The 19,798-nt window shown below is 66.0% G+C and carries 10 protein-coding genes; 5 read left to right on the top strand and 5 right to left on the bottom strand.

Features of this window, described 5'->3' with window-relative positions; translation table 11 throughout:
• The first annotated feature begins 6 nt into the window (after positions 1 to 6).
• The 4 genes from ACFZAI_RS26795 to ACFZAI_RS26810 all read left to right on the top strand — a co-directional run bounded on the left by ACFZAI_RS26795 (position 7) and on the right by ACFZAI_RS26810 (position 6,604).
• Positions 7 to 2,409: a catalase gene (locus tag ACFZAI_RS26795; protein ID WP_391569827.1), complete on the top strand. Its 2,403-nt coding sequence runs from the start codon at positions 7 to 9 to the stop codon at positions 2,407 to 2,409.
• Between the two features lie 135 nt (positions 2,410 to 2,544).
• Positions 2,545 to 3,072, top strand: a complete 528-nt coding sequence (locus tag ACFZAI_RS26800; protein WP_391569828.1) for a sigma-70 family RNA polymerase sigma factor — start codon at positions 2,545 to 2,547, stop codon at positions 3,070 to 3,072.
• A gap of 6 nt (positions 3,073 to 3,078) precedes the next feature.
• Positions 3,079 to 4,056 carry a FecR domain-containing protein gene (locus ACFZAI_RS26805; protein WP_391569829.1) on the top strand — a complete coding sequence of 326 codons (978 nt, stop codon included), beginning with the start codon at positions 3,079 to 3,081 and terminating at the stop codon, positions 4,054 to 4,056.
• Positions 4,057 to 4,156: 100 nt separating this feature from the next.
• On the top strand, positions 4,157 to 6,604 hold the full coding sequence (locus ACFZAI_RS26810; protein WP_391569830.1) for a TonB-dependent siderophore receptor: 2,448 nt from the start codon (positions 4,157 to 4,159) through the stop codon (positions 6,602 to 6,604).
• Positions 6,605 to 6,646: 42 nt separating this feature from the next.
• Here ACFZAI_RS26810 and ACFZAI_RS26815 read toward each other — a convergent pair whose 3' ends face one another.
• Entirely contained in the window at positions 6,647 to 7,627 is a 981-nt protein-coding gene (locus ACFZAI_RS26815; protein ID WP_391569831.1) for a Bug family tripartite tricarboxylate transporter substrate binding protein, read from the bottom strand.
• Positions 7,628 to 7,669: 42 nt separating this feature from the next.
• The gene (locus ACFZAI_RS26820) at positions 7,670 to 9,079 is read right to left on the bottom strand and encodes a M20 family metallopeptidase (protein WP_391569832.1); all 1,410 of its coding nucleotides are present in this window, start codon (positions 9,077 to 9,079) and stop codon (positions 7,670 to 7,672) included.
• 112 nt (positions 9,080 to 9,191) lie between these two features.
• Between ACFZAI_RS26820 and ACFZAI_RS26825 the strand changes: the two genes are divergently transcribed.
• On the top strand, positions 9,192 to 10,118 hold the full coding sequence (locus ACFZAI_RS26825; RefSeq protein ID WP_391569833.1) for a LysR family transcriptional regulator: 927 nt from the start codon (positions 9,192 to 9,194) through the stop codon (positions 10,116 to 10,118).
• Here the strand turns inward: ACFZAI_RS26825 and ACFZAI_RS26830 are convergent.
• The 3 genes from ACFZAI_RS26830 to ACFZAI_RS26840 form a co-directional block, all read right to left on the bottom strand.
• On the bottom strand, positions 10,109 to 13,252 hold the full coding sequence (locus ACFZAI_RS26830) for a CheR family methyltransferase (RefSeq protein ID WP_391569834.1): 3,144 nt from the start codon (positions 13,250 to 13,252) through the stop codon (positions 10,109 to 10,111). The two genes, ACFZAI_RS26825 and ACFZAI_RS26830, sit on opposite strands and share 10 nt — an antisense overlap.
• A gap of 301 nt (positions 13,253 to 13,553) precedes the next feature.
• On the bottom strand, positions 13,554 to 16,661 hold the full coding sequence (locus tag ACFZAI_RS26835) for an efflux RND transporter permease subunit (RefSeq protein ID WP_391569835.1): 3,108 nt from the start codon (positions 16,659 to 16,661) through the stop codon (positions 13,554 to 13,556).
• A complete protein-coding gene (locus ACFZAI_RS26840; RefSeq protein ID WP_391569836.1) occupies positions 16,658 to 19,795 on the bottom strand; it encodes a multidrug efflux RND transporter permease subunit in 3,138 nt (1,045 codons plus the stop codon). Before ACFZAI_RS26840 ends, ACFZAI_RS26835 begins: the two co-directional genes overlap by 4 nt.
• Positions 19,796 to 19,798: the final 3 nt, after the last annotated feature.

Consider the following 19,798-nt stretch of genomic DNA (forward strand, 5'->3'; position numbering starts at 1 on the left):
AACGCCATGGCAAGCAAGAAACCCGAGAACAAAGGCGCGGCAGGAAAAGGCGCAGCTGGCGCGGTGGACACCGCCTATATGAATAGCGACAGCGGCCCCGCCGCCGGCCCCGCTGGCAAGCCCAGCCACCCCGCGCTGAAACGCGCCGCCGCCGTGGGCGCCACCGCAGGCGCCATTCCGCACAACGCCAACAAGGCCGCCGAGTACGGCGACGAGGCCGCGCGTTGCCCCTACACCGGTACGCACGTACCCGCAGCAGACCCGTCCGTGGGCGCCAGCTCCTTGTCGGAAACGCAGACCTCTGGCAAAACCGTTGACGCGGCGGCGCCCGGCGTCAATGCGGCGGATGGCCGCCTGTCGCGCGTGCGTTCGGACGCCAGTGAGCAACGGCTGACCACCAACCAGGGCGTGCCCATCAGCGACAACCAGCATTCGCTGAAAGCGGGCTTGCGCGGGCCGGCGCTGCTGAAAGATTTCATCCTGCGGGAAAAGATTACGCACTTCGACCACGAGCGCATTCCCGAGCGCATCGTGCACGCGCGCGGCTCCGCCGCGCACGGCTATTTCGAATGCTATGAACCGCTGACCGACCTGACCGCCGCCTCGCTCTTTGCCGAAAAGGGCAAGCGCACGCCGGTGTTCGTGCGCTTCTCGACGGTGGCAGGCGAACGCGGGTCGAAGGACACGGCGCGCGACGTGCGCGGTTTTGCCGTGAAGTTCTATACCGACGAGGGCAACTGGGATCTGGTGGGCAACAACATCCCCGTCTTCTTCATCCAGGACGCGATGAAGTTTCCGGACCTGGTGCATGCGGTGAAGGCCGAGCCGCACCATGGCATGCCGCAGGCGGCGTCGGCGCACGATACGTTCTGGGACTTTGTGTCGCTGATGCCGGAATCCACGCACATGCTGATGTGGGTGATGTCTGATCGCGGCATTCCGCGCAGCTACCGCATGATGCAGGGCTTTGGCGTCCATACCTTCCGCTTCGTCAACGCGCAGGGCGAATCGCGGCTGGTGAAGTTCCATTGGAACCCGGTGCTGGGCACGCATTCGCAAGTGTGGGACGAAGCCGTCAAGGTGTCGGGGGCCGACCCCGACTTCCACCGCCGCGACCTCTGGGAAGCCATCGACGGCGGCCACGGCCCCGAATGGGAATTGGGCGTGCAGGTCTTCACCGAGGAAGAGGCGGCGAAGTTCAGCTTCGACGTGCTGGACGCCACCAAGATCGTGCCCGAAGAACTGGTGCCGGTGCGGCCCATTGGCCGCATGGTGCTCGACCGCAACCCTGACAACTTCTTTGCCGAGACCGAGCAGGTGGCGTTCTGTACCGCGCACGTCGTGCCGGGCCTGGACTTCACGAACGACCCGCTGCTGGCCGGGCGCATCCATTCGTATGTGGACACGCAGATCTCGCGGCTGGGCGGCCCGAATTTTCACGAGATTCCCATCAACGCGCCGCTGGCGCCGGTGCATAACAACCAGCGTGATGGCATGCACCGCCAGGCCATCCACCGTGGGCGCGTGTCGTATGAACCGAATTCGCTGGGCGGCGGCTGCCCGTTCCAGGCGGGCATGGACGGCTTTGTCTCGTTCCCGGAACCCGAGACGGGCGACGAGCTGCGCGGCCATCCCGAGAAATTCGCCGAGCATTACAACCAGGCGACGCTGTTCTACAACAGCCAGACGGAATGGGAACAGCGCCACATCATCAACGCGTTTGCTTTTGAACTGAGCAAGCTGACGGTGCCGGCCATCCGGCAACGCATGGTGGCGTCGCTGCGCAATGTGTCGGATGACTTGGCGCAGGCCGTGGCCGACCAGTTGGGCATGCCTTTGCCCGAGCCCTTGCCCCGTGCGATGCCGACGCCGCCCAAGCCCGAAGTGGAAACGTCCCCGACGTTATCGCTGACGGCAAGGCCGGGGGACGGCGGCGTCGCCACGCGCAAGGTCGCCATTCTGGTGGCCGAAGGCGTGGATGGCCAGGCGGTATCGGCCGTGGCGCAAGCGCTGATCAAGGCGGGCGTGGTGGTGCGCTTGGTGGGGCAGCGGATTGGGCCGTTGCAAGCCGAAGACGGCAGCGCGCTGGACGCCGACGCGTCGCTGGACAACCATCCGTCCGGCCTGTTCGACGGCGCGGTGGTGCCGGGCGGCGACGCGGCGGCAAAGCGCTTGCAGGCCGATGGCCGGGCGCTGGAGTTCCTGCGCGACGCCTTCCGCCATGGCAAGACCTTGTTGGGCTTGGGGCAGGGCGCGCAGGTGTTCGGCGCGGCCGGCATTGCGCCGGACGAAGGCGATGCGGGCCTGTTGATGGGAGGCGGCGCGCCGGCAAAAAGCGCGGCCGCGTTCATCGAGGCGCTGGCCAAGCACCGGCACCCTGAACGCGAGACGACGCCGCCCGCGGTGTAAGGGCTTGGATTCACTTGCCGTGGCGGCCGCCACGGCAAGTGTCCGGCGCGCGGAGGGAGTTCTCCATTGCCCGCCATCATCAATAATGATTACAATTCCCATTTCCAAAAATCAGAAAGCGGTCGCGCTACGTCCATGTCGTCATCGGAATCCCTGGAGCACCGGGAGCTCGGTTTGCTCTATCGCGACCATCACGGCTGGCTGCGCGGCTGGCTGCTGCGCCGCCTGAGCGTGCCGGCCGAAGCGGCCGACCTGGCGCAAGACACGTTTTTGCGCCTGCTGGCATCGCCCGCGTCGCTGGCGCAACTGCAAGGCGTGCGCCAGCCGCGCAGCTTTCTGGCGACGGTAGCGCAACGCACGCTGGTGGATCACATCCGCCGCCAGGTACTTGAGCGCGCGTGGCTGGAAACGTTGGCCCAGCAGCCTGAAGCCACGGCCATGTCGCCCGAGACGCAGGCCATTCTGCTGGAAACCATCCGCGAAATAGACGCCATGCTGCATGGGCTGGGCGACAAGGTGCGGCGCGCGTTTTTGATGTCTCAATTGGAAGGCGCCAGCTACGCCGACATCGCCGCGCAATTGGGCGTGACGGTCAGCTCCGTTAAAAAATACATGGCGCGCGCAACAGAGCATTGCCTCGTCTACGCGCTGGAAAGGCAGTAGGCGGCCATGGCGAACCCGGCTATCTCCGCCGCCGCGCAATGGTATGCGCGCCTGTGCGCCGACGACGTCAGCGCGGCCGACGTAGCGGCGCACGGCCGCTGGCTGGCCGCCGACCCTGAACACGCGCGCGTCTGGCGCCAGGTTGAGCATCTGCGCGGCACGCTGGGCGCGGCGCCTGCGCGCCTGGCGGCCGATACGCTCAGCCGCGCCGACCGCCACTTTGCCCACCGCCGCGCGGCCTTGCGCAATGGCTTGGGCGCGGTGGCGTTGCTGGGCGCGGGCGGCGTGCTGGCGTGGCGCACGATGCCCGTCGAGCGGCTATGGGCCAACTACCTGGCCGAGTACGTGGCCGACTACCGTATGGGCGCAGGCGAGCGCCGCGAACTGTTGCTGGCCGATGGCACGCAGCTGTGGCTGGACAGCGCCAGCGCGGTGGACGTGGCCGTCGACGTGCGCGGCCGCCACATTACCGTTCACGCGGGCGAAATTCTGATCGATACCGAACACGCCGCGCGCGGCTTGCCGCCGCTGCGGGTAACCACTTTGCACGGCACGGTACGCCCGTTGGGTACCCGCTTCACCGTCAACCACCAGGATGCCGCGACCCACGTTGCGGTGCTGCGGCACGCCGTGGTGCTGGAACCCGCTGCGGGCGGCGCGCCGCTGACGCTGAACGCGGGCGAACAGGGCGTGCTGGGACCGGCCGGCGCGCGGGCCGAGGGCGCCATCACCGGCGAACCCGATGCGTGGACGCGCGGCCTGCTGATCGTCGACAACTGCCGCCTGGACGACTTCATCAGCCAGCTTGACCGCTACCGCCCCGGCCGCTTGAGCTGCGATGCGGCCGTGGCGGCATTGCGCGTGTCCGGCGCATTCCCCATTGATGACACCGACCAGGCGCTGGCCGCCGTGGAACGCGCGCTGCCGGTGCGCGTATCGCGCTTCACCCGCTACTACACCCGGGTCGTGGCCCGCGGCCGCTGAATTATTTTCATTTTTTTTCGTCAGGCATTGTCCTTTTTCCGATCTCGTCCGACTTAGCAGGGAATACGTCGGATTTGATTCACGGAAAACCTGAGCACTTATGCCTTTCACCCCACCCTCCCATTGCCCTCCGGGCGCGTTGGCGCCGATTGCGCGCGCCGTGTTCGTTGCGCTGATGGCGCTGTCCGCCGCGCCGCAGGCGCTTGCGCAACCCGCGCCCACGGCCGACGCCGCGCGCCGCTTTGACGTGCCGGCTGGCCCGCTGGGCCTGTCGCTTAGCCGCTTTGCCGCGCAGGCCGGCGTGGTGCTGTCGTTTGACGCGCAACTTACGCAGGGCAAGCAAAGCCCCGGCCTGCAAGGCGATTACGCCGTGGCCTCGGGCTTGGCGGCGATGCTGTCAGGCACGGGCCTGGAAGCCGTCAGCCAGGGCGGTAACAACTATGGCTTGCGCGTGGCGGGCGCGCAGACGCTGGCGCCGGTTGAGGTGCTGGGCTCGCGCGAACCTGGCCCCAGCGAAGGCACGGACTCGTACACGGTGGGCGTGTCGACCACGGCCACCAAGCTGCCGATGACGCTGCGCGAGACGCCGCAATCGGTATCGGTGATGACGCGCCAGCGCATCACGGACCAGGGGCTGAATACGCTGGAAGACGTGATCGCCAACACGCCGGGCCTGACGTTCAAGAAGAAGGGTTCCGCCGACGACAACGAAAAGGGCCTGTACGCGCGCGGCATGGAAGTCACCAACATGCAGGTGGACGGCGTGCCTGCGCATAAGGACTTCAATGCGCTGGGCCTGGACACCGCGCTGTATGACCGTATTGAAGTGGTGCGCGGCTCGACCGGCCTGCTCAGCGGCGCGGGCAATCCGGCCGCGTCCATCAACCTGGTGCGCAAGCGCCCCACGCGGGAATTCGAGGCGGGCGTTGGCGTTGCCGTGGGCTCTTGGGACTACAAGCGCACCGAGTTCGATCTGGGCAGCCCGCTGGACGAGTCGGGCAAGTTGCGGGGCCGGCTGGTTGGCGCGTGGCAGGAAGGCGGGTCGTTCATCGACCGCGTGAAGCAGGATTCGCAGATGCTGTACGGCGTGGTCGAAGCCGATCTGGCCGAACGCACGATGCTGACGCTGGGCGCGGAATACCAGCGCAAGAAGTGCACGGCTTGCTCGTACTTCGGCTTTCCCAGCGTGTACGCCGATGGCACCGAAACCGATTTTCCGCAGCGCTTCAATTCGGCCACCAACTGGAGCCGCCAGGAACGCACGCGCTACAACCTGTTTGCCACGCTGGACCATGAATTCGCGCCGTTATGGAAGGGCTCGCTGACCGTGTCGCGCACCAGCGACGACAACGACCGGACCTACGGCTGGTTCAGCAGCAACGGCTGGGCCAATCCGCAAACGGGGCAGGGCGCATCCGTGTGGGTGGCCAAGTGGCCCATTCCCAAAACGCAGAACGCCGTGGACGCGAGCTTGACGGGCGCCTTCGACGCCTTCGGCCGTCAGCACGATCTGGTGGTGGGCGTGAACGCATCGCGCACCCGGGGCGACTACGACATGTACCCCTTGTGGACGGCCCCGGGCTACAACCCGGCCATTCCCGATATCCGCCAATGGGACGGCGCCATGCCCGAGCCCGATTGGCAAACCACCGGCAAGCGCTACTACACCGAGAAGCAGTCGTCGATTTACGGCGCGCTGCGCTTGCGCCCGACGGATGCCTTGTCTTTGGTGCTGGGCTCGCGCGTGACGTGGTGGGACCAGCAGGCGTCCTACGCCTATAACGACGGCTCGTCTTACCCGGACGACATGCGCGAACAAGGCGTCTATACGCCGTACGCCGGCGTGGTCTATGACCTGAGCCGCGACGTGTCCGTCTACGCCAGCTACACCAGCATCTTCCAGCCGCAACAGGCGCAGACCGTGTCAGGCAGCGTGCTGGCGCCCATCAAGGGCAACACGGTGGAAGTCGGTGTGAAGTCGGCCTTCATGGACGGCCGTTTGAATGGCTCGCTGGCTGTGTTCCGCACGCGTCAGGACAACTACGCGATGCTGGACGGCGACATGCTGGCGCCCAATGGCGACAACGCCTACGTGGCGGCGGACGGCGCAGAGATGCGCGGCGTGGAAGCAGAGCTTAGCGGCGAGCTGACGCCGGGCTGGCAAATGCAGCTGTCCTACGCGTATGTGGACCGCCGTCTGCCGCAAGGCTTCATCACGCAAGTCGGTTTGCCGCGCCACGGCGTGAAGCTCTACACCACGTATCGGCTGCCGGGCGACCTGAGCGCGCTGACCGTGGGCGGCGGCGTGCGCTGGGAAAGCGGCAGCAGCTATGCCGCGCGCGGGCCGGGCCGGGTGATGTACGAATCGTCGCAAAGCAGCTACGCGCTGCTGGACCTGATGGCGCGCTACCAGTTCAACCGCCAATGGTCGGCCACGCTGAACCTGAACAACGTGCTGGACAAGAAGTACTACGCCAGCACGAACGTCTACAGCAATTACTACGGCGCACCGTTCTCCGCCATGCTGGGCGTGAGCTACAAGTATTGAAGCGTGAAACGCCGGGGCGGTTGGGCCGCCCCGGCGCCGCAATCAGTCCAGCTTGATGTCGGCGCGCTTGGCGACGTCGCCGAACGTGCGCACTTCTTTTGCGATCTGCGCCTGGAACGCCTGGCCGGGCAGGAACACGGGCTCCAGCGCCAGGTCAGTGACCGCCTTGCGCACTTGCGGGTCTTGCATGATTTTTTCGACCGCGCGGTTCAGCGTGTCGACAACCGGTGCGGGCGTGCGGGCCGGGGCCGCCAGCGCGTACCAGCCCACGAAAGACACCTCGGGAATGCCGGCTTCGGTAAAGGTCGGCACGTCGGGCAGTTGCGGTACGCGGTGCTCGCCCGTCACCGCCAGCGCACGCACCTTGCCCGCGCGCACTTGCGGCGCGGCGGACGATACGGTGTCCACGCCCAGCGCCACTTCTCCGCCGATCATCGCGGTGATGAGCTGCGCGCTGCCCTTGTAAGGCACCGGCGTCATCTTCGCGCCCACGGCTTCGGCGAACATTTCGCCCGCCAGGTGCGGCGCGGAACCCGGTCCGAACGTGCCGTACATTAGCCCGCCCTTGTCGCTTTGCTGTTTGGCCAGCGTGGCGGCCTGCTGCACGGTGGTGGCCGCCAGGCCGTTCTGCGCCAGCAGCACCACGGGCGCCATGGCGACGATGGCGATGTGTTCGTAGCTGTGCATGGGGTCGTAGGGCAGGGACGCCTTCAGCGCCGGCAGCACGGTGTACGTGGTGCTGCCCGACAGCAGCAGCGTGTATCCATCGGGCTGGGCGCGCGCCACGGCGTCCGCGCCGATCACGGTAGACGCGCCGGGGCGGTTTTCGACGATGACCGATTGCCCCAGGCTGCCCGACAGCTTGTTGGCCAGCAAGCGGGCCACGGCGTCGGTTGCGCCGCCCGGGGTGAACGGCACGACGATCTTGATCGGCTGTTCAGGATAGGCGGCGTGCGCATCGCCCGCATACGCGGCGACGGCAAGGTTGAACGCCATCACGGCGGCACAAAATCTAGCGGTCATTGCAACGCTCTCGGTCAGTCAGGGGAAATCGGATTGAAGGTGTCACGCGGCGGGGCGGGCGGAATCGCGCAGGGCGGCGCCCTGGTCGCCCAGGTCCCAGAACAGGCCGGCCATGATGGCCAGCCCTTCGCGCGCCACGCTGCCCAGCAAGTGTTCGTTGGGCGCATGCTGCGCGCAGGCCGGGTACGAATGCGGCACCCACAACGTGGGCAAGCCGAGCTGATCGGCAAAGATATCGTTGGGCAACGAGCCGCCCAGGTTGGGCAGCAGCGCGGGCCGCTTGCCGGTCGTGCGTTCCAGCGACGTTGCCGCCCAGCGCACCCAGGCGTTGTCGGGCGACAGGCGGGTCGCGCCCGCCTGCATGCCGATGCGCACTTGCACGTCTTCAAAGCCGGCTTGGTCCAGGTGCTTGCGCACATGGGTTTCCAGCGCGCGCCAGTCGGTGCCCACCACAAAACGCAGCTGACACCACGCTACGGCCTCGGGCGGAATGGCGTTGACGGGTTTGGCGGGGTCGCCCGCGCCAAACGTCAGCACGTCCAGGCTGTTCCAGCCGAAGACTTTTTCGGGCGCGCTCAGGCCGGGTTCGCCCCACCACGCATTGATCTCGGGGTCGTCCGCGCCGCCGCCCACTTCCAGGTCGGCCAGCGCGTTGGCGACCGCGCCGGGAATTTGGGGCGGGCGCAAGCCGGGAACGGTGATCCGGCCGTTGGCGTCCACCAAGGTGCCGATGGCGTGCATCAGGATGATGGCCGGGTTGGCCAGCAGGCCGCCCCAGTTGCCAGAGTGATAGCCGCGTTCGCGCGCCCGCAGCTTCAATTCAAAATTCACCGCACCGCGTGAACCCATGAACAAGGTGGGGCGTTCGGCGTTCAGGCGCGGGCCGTCGCTGGCGATGAACACATCGGCGGCCAAGGCGTCACGCTGCGCGTCGCAAAAGGCGGCAAGGCCGGGCGAGCCGGCTTCTTCACCGGTTTCGATCAGCCACGTGGTGTTGAAGCCCAGCTTGCCGTCGCGCGCCGCGATCACTTGCCGCAGGGCTTCCAGGTTGATCGTGTGCTGGCCCTTGTTGTCGGCCGTGCCGCGGCCGTACCAGCGGTCGCCCTCGACCTGCACGCGCCACGGGTCGCGCCCGGCTTCCCATTTGGCGGCGTTGCCGCGCACGACGTCGCCGTGGCCGTACATCAGCACGGTCGGCAGGCCGGCGCTTTCAACGCGGCGCGCGACCAGGATGGGCAGGTCGACGCCCGCCGGGTTGGCATGCACCTCACAGGAAAAGCCCAGTTCGGTCAGCAGCGGGATCAGGTCTTCATTCAGATAGGCGTGCTGCGCGGGGGCCTGTTCTGGCACTTCGCTTTCCGTGGCGTAAGCCACCCGCCGCGTCAGTGCGGCGAGCAGCGCGCCGCTGTCATAGGCTTCTACGGCTTGAAGAACGGCTTGTTCGCGATTCACTGCGGCTCTCTGGGTAGCAAAGGATGCACAAAGTTATTACGCTTCACGACATGCCACAATTAGATAATTAGCATCTTTGCATTGCCTTTAAGGCATGTCTTGGGGAGGCGTCATGATTTCTTTGGCCTTGCGGTACTTCCTGGAGGTTGCGCGCTGCGGCTCCATCGCCGGGGCGGCCAGCGCGCAGCACGTGGCGGCGTCCGCCGTCAGCCGGCAGATCGCCAAGCTGGAAGACAGCCTGGGCATCGTGCTGTTCGAGCGCCAGGCGCGCGGCATGGAACTCAGCGAAGCCGGCCGGCAACTGGCTGCTTATGCGAATGCGGCGGCGCTGGAGGCCGAACGCGTCACCACCGAGATCCGGCAGCGCGGACACTTGGGCGACGTCACCATCCGGCTGGCCTGTACGGAAGGGTTCGCGCACCGCTTTCTGCCGCTGAGCATGGCGGAATTCAAGCGCGTGCGGCCGGAAGCGCGCTTCCATCTGCATGTGGACCGCCCGGAAGAGGTGACGCGGCACATCCTGGAAGGCCTGTCGCAGATTGCGCTGCGCTACACCACGGCGCAGGACGACCGCCTGAAAACCGAACTGCTGACGCGCGCGCCAGTGTACGCGGTGATGTGCCGCGACCATCCCCTGGCGGGCCGGCGCAGCATCAATTTGCGCGAGCTGTCGGAATATCCATTATCCGTAGGCGACCACGGCACGACGGTGCGCCAGCTGTTCGATGCGGCGTGCGCAAACGCGGGGCTGCATATTGAACCGGCGTATGTGTCGAACCATTCGGCCGCCTTTCTGCCGATGCTGCCGGGCAGCCGGATCGTGGCGCTATCGGGCTATCTGACGTTGCTGGGCCACGGGGGCGGAGAAAAGCTCACGGGCGTGCCGTTCACGAACCCCGAGATGCGGCAGCGTAGCATTCAGATGCTGACCTTGCAGGGCAGAACATTGCCGGTGCTGGCGCGGGAATTCCTGGCCTTCATGGCCGAGCGCCTGACGGTGACGCCCCGCTCGCCGGAGGGGGGCGGCGGTCAGGGCTGAGCGTGATCGGCGGCGGGGTCGTCACAGGCCTCCAGCGGCATGTCGATCCGGCAAGTGATGCCATCCTGCCGGAACTCCATGGCGGTCTTGGCGCGCAGCGTAAACGCCAGCGCTTGTTCGATGAGCTCGCGGCCATAGCCGCGGTGCGAGGCATCCGGGGGCTCGGGCAAACCGGATTCCGTCCACACCACAATCAGGTGATCTTTTTCCTTGCCGTCGCGCTCGGTACGCCATTTGACGTCCAGCCGGCCCGCCTCATAGCGCAGCGCGCCGTATTTGATGGCGTTGGTGGCCAGTTCATGGATGGCCAGCGCCAGGGTCTGAATTCGTTCGGGGCTGATAAGCACCGCCGGCCCGTTCGTCGTGATCTGACGTTCGTTGCCCAGCGCGTCAAGTTCGCGGCGCAAGACGCCGCCGAACTCGATCTTTTCGCCGTTGGATTCGCTGAGCAGGCCCTGCACGCGGCCAAGCGCCGCCAGCCGGGTGTCAAAGCGTTGGAAGGGTTCGCCTTCGCCCAGCGTGCGCCGCGCCACGCTTTGCACCAGCGCCAGCAGATTGCGCGTGCGGTGTTGAAGCTCCGAGATCAGCACGCGGTGGCGTCGTTCGGCCCGGGTGATGAGGGTGATGTCGATAAAAGTCACGACCACGCCGTCGACCTGACTGTCGCTGCTGCGGTACGGCACCAGGCGCAGCAGATAGTGTTTGCCATCCAGCGTGCCGGCGATGCGGCGTTCAATGGGCTTGTAATGCGTGTAAACCTGCGCGATGTCGTTCGCGAACGAAGGCAGGTCAAAGCGGCTGGCCAGGTCGGTGATGGGGCGGCCGCAATCGCTGGGCAGGATGTTGAACACATCGCTGACGGCCGGCGTGAAGCTGCGGATGATCAGGTCGCGGTCCAGGAACAGGGTCGCGATGGCGGTGCTTTCAAAGAGGTTGTGCAGGTCGCTGTTGCTGCGGTCCAGCTCGTCGACCTTACCGTGCAGCTCGGCGTTGACCGTGTGCAATTCTTCGTTCAGCGATACCAATTCTTCCTTGGACGCTTCCAGCTCTTCATTGGTGGACTGGAATTCCTCGTTGACGGACACCAGTTCTTCGTTGGACGACTTCAATTCCTCAAGCGCGGTTTCGTACTCTTCGATCATGGATTGCAGCCGTTCGCGCGTGTCGCGCAGTTCCAGCTCAATCTGCTGCACCGCGCCTTCCTGCGTGAACTGGGTATGCGCCGCCACGGCTTCGGGGGGCAGGGAAGGCCCCTGATCGGTAAACAGAATCAGGAAGAGCGATTCGCCTTCCTTGTGGTCAGCCAGCGGCTCTACGGTCAACATCACCTGCTGAATGCGCCCGTCTTCGCCTTCGACGGAAACGTTTTCACGCATGACCGACAAGCCGGATTCGGCGGCTTCATTCAACAGGGTGCGCAGGTCCAGCCGCAGGCCTTTGCGCGCCAGGTTCAGCACCTGCCGCGTGGGCACGCCAGCGGCGGCTTCCAGGTATTTGCCGGTGCGGCCGGAGTAATAGACGATGTCGCCGGCGCGATCCACCAGCACATGCGGCGGGGCATGGCGCGCCAGGACCTGGGCGTCAACCGACATCCGCAACGCTGATGCACCCGCTTGCGTGCGGCGCTGGCCGGGGTGGGGCGTGTCCGATTTATGCATGGAAGGCAGCGTAAGAAAAGGTCGGGGCGGGACGCCGATATCAGTTCGGCGCTGAAAAATCCGGTGCTTCTTGTCTGCGGGCAGGAACAGGTCGCTGAATTGGCTGACGTTTTCCGACATGCCCAGGAACAGATAGCCGCCCGGACGCAGCGAATAATGGAAGGTCGGGATGACTTGCTTTTGGATGCCTGCGCCGAAATAAATCAGCAGGTTGCGGCACGACACCAGGTCGATGCGGGAAAAGGGCGGGTCGCGCAGCACGTTATGCGGCGAAAAAATGCAGAGGTCGCGCACCTGCTTGCGGACCGTGTAGGTGTCCCCATCGGCGATGAAAAAGCGGCGCCGCCGCTCGGGGGAAACGTCGTCCAGCAATGCGCCGGGGTAGCGGGCGGCGCGCGCCACGGCCAGGGCCCGGTCATCGATGTCGGTGGCGAACAGCTGCACGCGCGGCACCGTGCTCAGGGTGTCCATGTGTTCGCGCATCAAGATGGCCAGGGAATAGACCTCTTCACCCGTGGCGCAACCCGGTACCCAGACGCGCACCGTTTCCGTGGCGCCGCGGCCATCCAGCAATTGCGGAATGACCTGATTCTGCAACGCCGTGAAGGCCTCGGCATCGCGAAAGAAGTTGGTGACGCTGATCAACAGGTCGCGAAACAGCGCGCCCGATTCTTGTGGCTCTTGCTTCAGGAAATCGATATACGCGTTGATCGTCGGCAACTGATTGACGTTCATGCGCCGTTGCACCCGGCGCATGAATGTCTTGCTCTTGTAGCCGCTGAAATCGTGGCCGATGCGCGCGCGCAGCAACGCATAGATTTCGTTTTTGGCGGCCTCCAGCTGCTCGCGTTCCTGGCCTTGGACGCCTTCGCCGTTCAGGTCGTCCAGGTGGCTTAACCGCGCCGCGTAGGTGATCAGCTTGGCGCCCATTTGGTCAGCGGGCACGATGAAGTCCACCATGCCCGATGCAATGGCGCTGCCCGGCATTTCCGGGCTGCTGGGGCCGAATCCGTCCGGCGCCTGCGCAAGCGTCAGGCCGCCGTGTTCCTTGATGGCCTTGATGCCCAGGGTGCCATCGGAATCACCGCCCGAGAGCACGACACCCGCCGCAAACTCGCCCAAGTCCAGGGCCAGCGATGAGAAAAACAGGTCGATCGGGCGGGGGCCGCGTTGGTCGGCCGTGCGTTGCCGCAGCCGCAGGCGGCCTTCATGAATCGACATGACGGCGTCGGGGGGCAGCACGTACACGTGGTTGACCGCGACGGGCATGTCTTGTTCGGCGGTTTGTACAGTCAGCGACGTAAACCGCTGAATGACTTCCGGCAGATGGCTTTCGCGGGTGGCGCTCAGGTGAGTCAGCACCACAAACGCCAGCCCGGGCTCGGGAGCCAGGCCGCGAAAGAACCCTTCAAGCGCTTCGATACCGCCGGCGGAAGCGCCGATACCCACGATGGGAAATTCCGTCTGGAGGATCATGGTCTCTTTGGCCAGGTGGACCAGGCAAACAGCGTATAAGTCATCGGTGAATCAGGGGCGGGTAATCAATGCGCTAATCAAAGGACTCACTAAGAGGGAGACAGCGCAACGCGTGCGGGTTCCTTTTTATTGCGTTTGTAGTGGGAATACACGCAGCGACATTACCACGGACGCCCGTGAAATAGGGCGCCTCTGGCCCTTTCCTGCGGCCCTAGTGCGGCCCTAGTGCGGGCCCTAGTGCGGCCCTAGTGCGGCCCTAGTGCGGGCCGTAGTGCGATCAGGGGATTGAACGCCTGGCGGTTTACCCGGTTGCACCGCTGCGCACACCGCGCCATTTCAGCCGCAACCGCTCCAGCCCCAAATACACAATGGGTGTGGTGTATAGCGTCAGGAACTGGCTGATCATCAAGCCGCCGACGATGGCGATGCCCAGCGGGCGTCGCAGCTCGGACCCTTCGCCCATGCCCATCACCAGAGGCAAAGCGCCCAGCAAGCCTGCCAGATTTGTCATCACGATGGGGCGCAGCCGCAGCATCGCGGCGCGGTGAATGGCCTGTTCGGGCGTCAGCCCTTCACGCCGTTCCAGGCTGATCGCAAAGTCAATCATCAAGATGGCGTTCTTCATGACGATGCCGACAAGCAGGAACAGGCCCAACAGCGCAATCAGGGTGAACTCGATGTTGGCAAGGCGCAACGCCAGCAGCGCGCCGACGCCCGCAGAGGGCAATGTCGACAAAATCGTCAGGGGGTGCAGCGGGCTTTCATACAGCATGCCCAGCACCAGATAGATGGCGACCAGCACCGCCAGGATCAGCCAGGGCTGGTCTTGCAGGCTTTGCTGGAAGTTGCGGGCGTCGCCGCCCAGCCGCGTCTGGATGGTGGAGGGCACCATCAGCTTGGCCAGGGTGGCGTCGATGGCGGCCAACCCTTGCTCCAGCGACACGCCGGGCGCCAGCGAGAAGCCCACGCCCACGGCGGCAAACAGCCCGTCGTGGAAGACGCGGTCATTGACCAGCCCGTTGTCATACGTGGCGAACGCGGTCAGCGGCACGCGTGTGCCGTCGGCGGCCACGACGTACACCTGCTCCAGCACCTCGGGGTCTTCCGTGTAGCGGGGGTCCAGCTCCAGCACCACGCGGTACTGATTCATGGCGTCGTATAGCGTGGCGACCTGGCGCTGGCTGAATGAGTTGCTCAGCACGCTGCTGACGGTGTTCATGTCCACGCCCAGCCGTTGCGCCGCGCTGCGGTCGATGTTGATCACGACCTGCTGCGTGGCGCCGTCGCCTTCGGCGTCCACATCGCGCAGTTCGGGAATGTCTTGCATGGCCTTGGAAATCTTGCGCGACCATTGCCGCAGCGCCGGCACGTCGCTGGCCATGATGGCCAGTTCGTGGTCGCCGGAATTGCCGAAACCGCCGGGCATGCGCAAGTCCTGGTCCACGTTCAAAAAGAACATGCCGCCTGGCACGGCGGGCGCATTCGTGCGCAGCCAGTTGATGACGGCGGTGGACGATACGCCGCGTTCGGCCGCGGGTTTCAGCCGGATCAAAAACAAGGAATTGCTGATGCCCAGGCTGCCGCCGTTGTAGCCGATGACGTCCTGCACGGCCGGGTGCTTCAGCACCAGCTGGCGGTATTGATCAATCTTGGGCTGCATGACCTGGAACGAAAAACCGTCGTCGCCGCGTACGAAGCCCATCAGTTGCCCGGTGTCTTGCACCGGCAGGAAGCCCTTGGGCGCTTCGATATAGAGATAGACGTTCAAGCCGACGACGCCGGCCAGCAGCAACAAGGTCAGGCGCGCATGCCCCAGCACGCGCGTGAGGGACTTGCCGTACCAGGCGTGCGCGCGGCCGAAGGCGGCCTGCATGCGGGACGGGCGGGGCGGGTGAAGCGATGGGCCGGCGCCCGTTGCCGGCGTGGCGGGATGCCCCCCCGGCTTGAGCCAGCGCGCGCAGAGCGCGGGAATGATCGCCACCGAGACCACCAGCGAGACCACGGTGGCGGTCACCAGCGTGATCGAAAATTCGCGGAACAGCCGTTCGACCAGGCCGCCCATGAACAGGATGGACACGAACACGACGCTTAGCGCCAGCGTCATGGCGACCAGCGTGAAACCCACTTCGCGCACGCCGCGCAGGGCGGCCTGGCGGGGAGACAGGCCACGTTCGAGATGGCGCGAGATATTTTCCAGCACGACGATGGCGTCATCCACCACCAGGCCGGCCGCGACGATCAGCGCCATCAGCGACAGGTTGTTCAGCGAAAACCCAAACCCGTACATGACGGCGAAGGTGGCGATCAGGCACACCGGAATCGCGACGCTGGGAATCGCTGCCGCGCGCGCATTGCCCAGGAACAGCCACACCACCAGGATGACCAGCGCCGTCGCCAACGCCAGCGTGATGTGGGCTTCGCGCAGCGTGGCGTTGATGCCGGGCGAGCGGTCCAGCGCCACGGTCAGGTCCACGTCGGCGGGCATCAGCGCGCGCAAGCCGGGCAAGGCGTCGTTGATGGCGCCGATGGTTTCAATGATGTTGGCGCCGGTCTGGCGGCTGATGGTCAGCACGACGGCCGGGTTGTGATTGTGAAAGCCGCTGCTGTAGCGGTTTTCGACGGAATCGCTGACCTTGGCCACTTGCGCTAGCCGGATCACCGCGCCGTCTTCGTGGCGCACGATCAGGCTGTTGTAGTCATGCGCGGTGCGGGGCTGCTCGGGCGTGCCGACTTCCCAGCGCTGGCCGGCGGAATCCAGCTGGCCCAGGGGCCGCATTGGCGCGGCATTCGAAATGGCCTGGCGCACGTCGTCCAGCGCCACGCCGTAATGGGCCAGCGCGTTGGGGTTGACCTGCACGCGCACGGCGGGCAGCGAGCTGCCGCCCAGGGTCACTTCGCCTACGCCATTGATTTGCGACAGCTTTTGCGCCAACACGGTCGAACCCAGGTCATACAGCTGGCCGGCGGGGCGGGTGGCCGAACTGAGCGCCAGCGCCATGATGGGCGCTTGCGACGGGTTGACCTTGCGGTACGTGGGGTTGCCCGGCATGCCCGCCGGAAGCTCCGCGCGCGCCGCGTTGATGGCGGCTTGCACGTCGCGGGCGGCTTCGTTGATGTCGCGGTCCAGGTCGAACTGCAACTGCACGCGGGTGGCGCCCTGGTTGCTGGACGAGGTCATGGCGCTGACGCCTGCAATGCTGCCAAGCGCGCGTTCCAGCGGCGCGGCCACGGTGCTGGCCATACTTTCGGGGCTGGCGCCGGGCAATTCGGCGCGCACTTCAATGGTGGGGAAGTCGACCTGGGGCAGCGGCGACACGGGCAGCAGCCGCCACGCGACGGCGCCCAACAGCGTCAATGCGATAGCCAGGAAGATGCAGGCGACCGGGCGGTGCAGCAACGCCCGGATCATGCTTCAGACCCTTCAGACCGGTCAGACCCGTCAGACCCGTCAGACCCGTCAGCGCGGGGGGCGGAGGCTGCGCGGGGCGTAGGTTTAGCCGGGACGCGGCGGCGTTGCCCCAGCCGATGGAAGAACAAATACACCGCCGGCGTTGTGAACAGCGTCAACACCTGGCTGACCAGCAGCCCGCCCACCATGACCCAGCCCAGCGGCTGGCGCAGTTCCGCGCCCGAGCCAGTGGCCAGCATCAGCGGCAGCGCGCCGAACAGCGCGGCCAGCGTGGTCATCAGAATGGGGCGCAGGCGCAGCAGCGCCGCTTCGCGGATGGCGGCTTGCGGCGCCAGCCCGCGCGTGCGTTCGGCTTCCAGCGCGAAGTCCACCATCATGATGCCGTTCTTCTTCACCAGGCCGATCAGCAAAATAATGCCGATGACGGCAATGAGATCCAGCGGCCGGCCCGTGATCAGCAACGCCAGCAACGCACCCACGGTGGCCGACGGCAGCGTCGACAGAATGGTGATGGGGTGGATGGCGCTTTCATACAGCATGCCCAGCACCAGATACATGGTGACCACCGCGGCCAGCATCAGCCACAGCGTGTTCGACAACGACGCCTGAAACGCCGACGCCGCGCCTTGCAGGCGCAATTCCACGCTGGGCGGCATGGCGATGTCTTGCCGGGCGGCCTCAATGGCGGCGATGGCTTCACCCAGCGAACCGCCCGGCGGCAGGTTGAACGACAGGTTCACCGCCGGGAATTGCGACAGGTGGTTCACCGCCAGCGGCACGGCGCGTTCGCTGACGGTGGCCAACGCCGACAGCGGAATCGCCTGGCCGTCTTCGGTTTGCAGGTGGATGCGTTCCAGCGCGTCGGGGCTGACAGCCATCGACCGGTCCACTTCTAGCACCACCCGGTACTGGTTCGACTGCGTGAACAGCGTCGCCACCTGGCGTTGGCCGAAGGCGTTGTACAGCGTCTGCACCACGTCGTCCATCGTCACGCCCAGGCGGGCGGCGGTGTCGCGGGACACTTGCAGATAGGCTTGGCGGCCGTCGCCTTGCAGGTCGGACGACACATCGGCCAGCGCGGGCGACGCGGCCAGGCGCTGCGTGAGCGCGTGGCTCCATTGCGTCAGCAGCGCGCTGTCGGGCGAGGTCAGGGTGAACTGGAATTGGCCGCGGCTGACGCGGTCTTCAATGTTCAGCTCTTGCACCGGTTGCAGAAAGAGCGAAATGCCGTGAACCTCGCGGGCGCGCGCGTCCAGCCGCGCGATGACGTCCGCCAGCGGCGCGCTGCGTTCGCCCCAGGGCTTCAGGTTGATCAGCAGGCGGCCGGTGTTCAGCGTGGTGTTCATGCCGTCGATGCCGATAAAGGACGACAGGCTTGCGACGTCGGGGTCGGCCAATAGGCTCTCGGCCACCGCTTGCTGGCGGCGCGACATCGCGTCAAACGACGTGCTTTGAGAAGACTGCGTCACGCCTTGCAGCACGCCGCCGTCCTGCACCGGGAAAAACCCTTTCGGTACAGCCAGATAGAGCAGGCCGGTCAGCACCACGGTGCCTACCATCACCAGCAGCGTCAGGCGCTGGTGGCGCAGCGTCACGTCCAGCCAGCCGGCATAGCGCGCCTGGATGCGGTCAAGCAGGCCGGGGCGGGATGGCGAATGCGCGGGCAACAGGCGCGCGCACATCATGGGCGTGAGCGTCAGCGACACCGCCAGAGAAATCAGAATGGCCACGGCCAGCGTGATGGCGAATTCCCGGAACAGCCGGCCAACCACGTCTTCCATGAACAGCAGCGGAATCAGCACGGCGATCAGGGACAGCGTCAGCGACACCAGCGTGAAGCCGATCTGCCCCGCGCCCTTTAACGCCGCCGACATCGGGCTATGGCCCTGTTCGCGGTAACGGGCGATGTTCTCCAGCATGACGATGGCGTCGTCCACCACGAAACCCGCGCCGATGGTCAGCGCCATCAGCGTCAGGTTGTTGGTGGAGAAGCCGGCCAGGTGCATGAAGCCGAAGGTGCCGATCAAGGACAGCGGCACGGCCAGGCTGGGGATCAGCGTGGCGGGCAGGTTGCGCAGGAACAGAAACGTCACCAGCACCACCAAGCCCACGGCGAACACCAGTTCCCATTGCACGCCGCGCACCGATGCGCGAATGCTTTCGGTACGGTCGGTCAGAATGCGGACCTGGGCGGCGGCGGGCAGGCTGGCGGTCAGTTGCGGCAGCAGCGCCTTGACCTGGTCGGCCACCGCGATGACGTTGGCGCCCGGCTGGCGCTGGATGTTGACGAGCACGGCGGGCTGCTTGTCCACCCAGGCGGCCAGGTAGCGGTCTTCGGCGCCGTCCTCGACGGTGGCGACCTGGCCCAGCCGCACCGGCGCGCCATTTTTCCAGGCCACGATTAGTTCGCGGTATTCGTCGGCGCTTTGCAGCTGGTCGTTCGCGTCCATGATGACCGAGCGCACCGGGCCGTCGAAGCTGCCCTTGGGCTGGTTGGAGTTGGCCTTGCTGATGGTTTCCTGCACGTCAGACAGTTGCAGCCCGCGCGCGGCCAGCGCCATCGGGTTGACCTGCACGCGCACGGCGGGCCGCTGGCCGCCAGCCAGGCTCACCATGCCCACGCCCGACAGTTGCGACAGGCGCTGCGTCATGCGTGTGTCGACCAGGTCATAGACCTTGGGCAGCGGCAGGGAATCGGACGTGACCGCCAGCGTCAGGATCGGCACATCGGCGGGGTTGACCTTGCGGTAGACGGGCGGCGTCGGCAAATCGTTGGGCAGCAGCGACCCGCTGGCGCTGATGGCGGCCTGCACTTCCTGTTCGGCCACGCCCAGCGACACGTCCAAGGAAAATTGCAGCGTGATGACCGAGATGCCGCTGCCGCTGGTGGACGACATCTGCTTCAAGCCCGGTATCTGCCCGAAGCGCCGTTCCAGCGGCGCCGTCACCGCACGCGCCGTCACATTGGGGCTTGCGCCGGGATACGGCGTCGTGACCTGGATGATGGGGTAATCCACCTGCGGCAGCGCCGCCACCGGCAGCATGCGCCAGGCCAGAATGCCCGACAGCAGCAGGGCGATCATCAGGAAGGACGTCGCCACGGGGCGCAGGATGAAGGGGCGTGACAGGCTCATGCG

Origin of the sequence: Achromobacter sp. NPDC008082 (assembly GCF_042957345.1) — a bacterium.
Lineage (GTDB): Bacteria > Pseudomonadota > Gammaproteobacteria > Burkholderiales > Burkholderiaceae_B > Achromobacter > Achromobacter kerstersii_A.

Excerpts from the sequence above, each read along its gene's own strand:
- ACFZAI_RS26795 (WP_391569827.1), top strand. The coding sequence starts at position 7 with ATGGCAAGCAAGAAACCCGAGAACAAAGGCGCGGCAGGAAAAGGCGCA.
- ACFZAI_RS26800 (WP_391569828.1), top strand. The coding sequence starts at position 2,545 with ATGTCGTCATCGGAATCCCTGGAGCACCGGGAGCTCGGTTTGCTCTAT.
- ACFZAI_RS26805 (WP_391569829.1), top strand. The coding sequence starts at position 3,079 with ATGGCGAACCCGGCTATCTCCGCCGCCGCGCAATGGTATGCGCGCCTG.
- ACFZAI_RS26810 (WP_391569830.1), top strand. The coding sequence starts at position 4,157 with ATGCCTTTCACCCCACCCTCCCATTGCCCTCCGGGCGCGTTGGCGCCG.
- ACFZAI_RS26815 (WP_391569831.1), bottom strand. The coding sequence starts at position 7,627 with ATGACCGCTAGATTTTGTGCCGCCGTGATGGCGTTCAACCTTGCCGTC.
- ACFZAI_RS26825 (WP_391569833.1), top strand. The coding sequence starts at position 9,192 with ATGATTTCTTTGGCCTTGCGGTACTTCCTGGAGGTTGCGCGCTGCGGC.
- ACFZAI_RS26830 (WP_391569834.1), bottom strand. The coding sequence starts at position 13,252 with ATGATCCTCCAGACGGAATTTCCCATCGTGGGTATCGGCGCTTCCGCC.
- ACFZAI_RS26835 (WP_391569835.1), bottom strand. The coding sequence starts at position 16,661 with ATGATCCGGGCGTTGCTGCACCGCCCGGTCGCCTGCATCTTCCTGGCT.
- ACFZAI_RS26840 (WP_391569836.1), bottom strand. The coding sequence starts at position 19,795 with ATGAGCCTGTCACGCCCCTTCATCCTGCGCCCCGTGGCGACGTCCTTC.